Origin of the sequence: Sphingopyxis granuli NBRC 100800, assembly GCF_001591045.1 — a bacterium.
Classification (GTDB): domain Bacteria; phylum Pseudomonadota; class Alphaproteobacteria; order Sphingomonadales; family Sphingomonadaceae; genus Sphingopyxis; species Sphingopyxis granuli.
In genome coordinates, this window is sequence record NZ_BCUA01000154.1 from 1 (window position 1) to 3,693 (window position 3,693).

The window sequence follows — 3,693 nt, forward strand, 5'->3', positions numbered from 1 at the left end:
GGGCGAGCCGCGGCCGACGCCGCGGCCGCGCCCCGCGCCCCCCGCCGCCGACCGGCCGCGCCGGATCAGCGTCACCGCGCTCGACCGGCTCGCGCGCGATCCCTTCGCTTATTATGCGAACCAGATGCTCGGCCTGTCGCCGCTCGACCCGCTCAGCGCCGCGCCCGATCCGCGCTGGCGCGGCACGCGCATCCACAAGCTGTTCGAGGACTGGGTGCGCGGCGGCGCGACGCGCGAGGGGTTCGAGGCCGAAATTGCCGCGCTGCGTATCGACCCGGCGCTCGACGCCATCGCGCGCGCCTTCTGGCTGCCGCGCATCGAGCCCGCGCTGCGCTGGGCGGCGGAGCAGGTCTGGAATGCCGAGGGGCGCCGGCCGCTCGCGGTCGAGGCGCGGGGCGAGCTGACCGCCGACGGCATCACGCTTCACGGCAAGGCCGACCGGATCGACCGCAACGACGACGGCAGCCTCGCCATCGTCGATTACAAGTCGGGCGGTGCGCCGAGCGCCAAGGCGGCGCACGACAGGCTCGACAACCAGCTCGGCCTGCTCGGCCTGATCGCGCGCGCGGGCGGGATGGAGGGAATTGCCGCCGCGCCCGTTGCGAGCCTCGAATATTGGAGCCTGCGCCCCGACCGCCGCGCGGGCGGCGCCGGGAAGATATCCCGCACCTATGGACCGCGCGGCGGGCTCAAGAGCGCTGAAGAGGCGATCGACCACGCCGCCGGGGCGCTCGCCGATCTCGCCGGCCGCTTTCTGCTGAGCGACGCGCCGTTCGCGCCGGGCGAGGTCGCGGGCCCCGGCGATTACGACCAGCTCATGCGCCGCGACGAATGGTTCGGGCGCGGGGAGGGCGAGTGATGGCGAAGCCCGCTGGCCTCGCGACGCTCGATCCGCGGCAGGGCGCCGCCGCCGATCCCGCGCACCATGTCTGGCTCGGCGCGTCGGCGGGCACCGGCAAGACGCAGGTGCTTTCGGCGCGCGTGCTGCGGCTGATGCTGGGCGGCGTATCGCCCGAGGCGATCCTGTGCATCACCTTCACCAAGGCGGGCGCGGCCGAGATGGCGCACCGCATCCACGAACGCCTCGCGGCGTGGGTGCGGATGGACGAGGGCGACCTGCGGCTCGACCTGCACGCGCTGGGGCTCGACTGGCAGCGGCCGGGGCTGATGACGCGCGCGCGGTCGCTGTTCGCGACGGTGATCGACAGCCCCGGCGGCGCGATCCGCGTCCAGACGATCCACAGCTTCTGCCAGACGCTGCTCGCCAGCTTTCCGCTGGAGGCGCGGCTGCTCCCCGGCTTCCGCGCCATCGAGGAGGATGAGGCGGCGGCGCTGCAGCGCGAGGTGCTGAGCGACATGCTGAGCGCGCAAGGCGGGGAAGATGGCGCTGACCTCCGCGACGCGGCGGCGATGCTGTCGCGGCGGCTCGGTCCCGAATCGGCGCTGTCCTTCCTGTCGAGCTGCGCGTCGGCGTTCGGCGGGTCGCGTGCATTGCTGCCGCCGTCGGCGCGCAACCTGCGCGACGCTTTCGACCTGCCGGGGGGCGACCCCGATGCGTGGCTCACCGACCAACTGGCGGCGGGGGCGATCGCCGATGCCGACATCCGCGCGGTGGCGACGAGCGGCGCGGCGTGGGGTACCCGAACCGGAGAGGCCTGTTCGGACAAGATGATCGGCTGGCTGATGGCCGATCCCGGCGCGCGCGCGGCGATGCTCGACGACCTCATCGGCTGCTTCCTGACCGGCAAGGGCGATCTGCGCGCGGATTTCGCAGGCGACAAGGGCCGGATGACCGATTGCGTCGATTCGGCGGTGCGGATCGTCGAGGCGGCGGCGGGCCTGCGCGGTACCGCGACCGCGATGCGCGTCGCCGACGAACTGGCGGCGGCATGGAAGCTCGGGAGCCGGTTTGCCGAGGGCTATGCGCTGGCGAAGCGGACACGCGGGCTCGCCGATTTCGACGACCTCATCACCCTCGCGGGCAGCCTGCTGCGCGTCAGCAGCTTCGGCGAATGGGTGCGCTTCAAGCTCGACCAGCGCACCGACCATATCCTCGTCGACGAGGCGCAGGACACCAACATGCGTCAGTGGGGTATCGTCCTGTCGCTCGCCGAGGAGTTTTTCGCGGTCCATCGCGACGATATGGAACGCGCGCGCACCCTGTTCACCGTCGGCGACCGCAAGCAGGCGATCTTCGGCTTTCAGGGCACCGAACCGAAAGCCTTCGCCACCGCGCGCGACCTGTTCCATGCGCTGGGCGATCGGGCAGGGCAGGCGTTCCGCCAGGTCGATCTCGTCTCCAACTATCGCTCGACCCCGGCGGTGCTCGAAGTCGTCGATGCGTGGCTCGCGGCGGGCGGCACCGCCGCGATGGGGCTGGACGGCGACGAACCGCCGCACCGCCCCTTCCGTTCGAACCAGGCGGGGCAGGTCGAGCTTTGGGCACCGCTGCCGGTCGGCAAGGCGCTCGATACGGAAGCCGACGATGCGGGCGAGGCGGGCGACGAAGGCGCCGGGGGCGATAGTGGCGCGCCCGCCTCCGACCCCGCGAGCATGCGCCTCGCGCGCGCGATCGCCGACGAGGTTCGCGACTGGATCGCGAACGGCAAGGATGGCCGCCCGGTCGCGCCCGGCGACGTGATGATCCTCGTCCGCCGCCGCCGCGACCTCGCGGCGCGGATCGTCGCGCGCCTGCAGGCGCTGCACGTCCCGGTCGCGGGCGTCGACCGCTTCGCGCTGACCCAGCCGCTTGCGGTGCAGGACCTGATGGCGGCGATGCGCTTTGCGGTGCAGCCGCTCGATGACCTCAACCTCGCGGCGCTGCTTGTCTCGCCGCTGATCGGCTGGACGCAGGACGAGCTTTATGCGCACACCCGCGGACGCGGGCGCGCCGCGATCTGGGAGCATCTGCGCAGGGCCGAGGGCGACATGCCCGGCGCGACGATGGAGGCGCTGCGCCACCTGCTGGCGATGGCCGATTACACCACGCCCTTCCGCTTCCTCGAAACCTTGCTGTCGGGGCCCATCGACGGGCGGCGCAGGCTCTATGCGCGGCTGGGACGCGAGGCGCGCGACCCGATCGACGAACTGCTGAGCCAGGCGCTCGCTTTCGAGGCGCGCGAGACGGTGTCGCTGCTCGGCTTCCTCGCCAGCGTCGAGGGCAGCGCCGCCGAGATCAAGCGCCAGACCGAGGCGCGCAGCGACGTGGTGCGCGTGATGACGGTGCACGGATCGAAGGGGTTGCAGGCGCCGATCGTCATCCTTGCCGATGCGACCGACGATGCCGGGATCGGGCACCGGCCCTTCACCGTCGATGTCGCGGCGTGGGAAAAACTCCCCGTCTTCGCGCTGCCCGGCGACGAACGCCACGGCGCGCTCGCCGAAGCCTATGAGACAGCGGCGCGCGCGGCGGCAGAGGAGCATTGGCGGCTTTTCTATGTCGCGATGACGCGGGCCGAGGAAATACTGGTCGTCGCGGGGGTGACGAAAGCGCCCGACCGGTCGGTGCCCGAGGCAAGCTGGCACGCGGCGGCGCAGGGCGCGCTGGAGGCGATGGGCTGCGACTGGGAGGAGGCGGGACCGCAGTGGGGCCGCCGCCGGGTCCACCGCGTCCACGCCGGCCGATGGGCGCGCCGCGAGCGCGAGGCGAAGGCCGCGCCGCCGCCGCTCGCGCTGCCCGCCTGGGCGCACCGG

At 72.8% G+C, this 3,693-nt stretch carries 2 protein-coding genes; both read left to right on the forward strand.

The annotated features are described in order from the left end of the window. Nucleotides 1–859: PD-(D/E)XK nuclease family protein (locus tag SGR02S_RS19020; RefSeq protein WP_174521680.1), on the forward strand; the 859-nt coding region annotated here is incomplete at its 5' end. Continuing rightward, nucleotides 859–3,693, forward strand: a 2,835-nt coding sequence (locus SGR02S_RS19025; RefSeq protein ID WP_067113771.1) for a UvrD-helicase domain-containing protein, incomplete at its 3' end; no start/stop codon positions are given. The genes SGR02S_RS19020 and SGR02S_RS19025, both read left to right, overlap by 1 nt.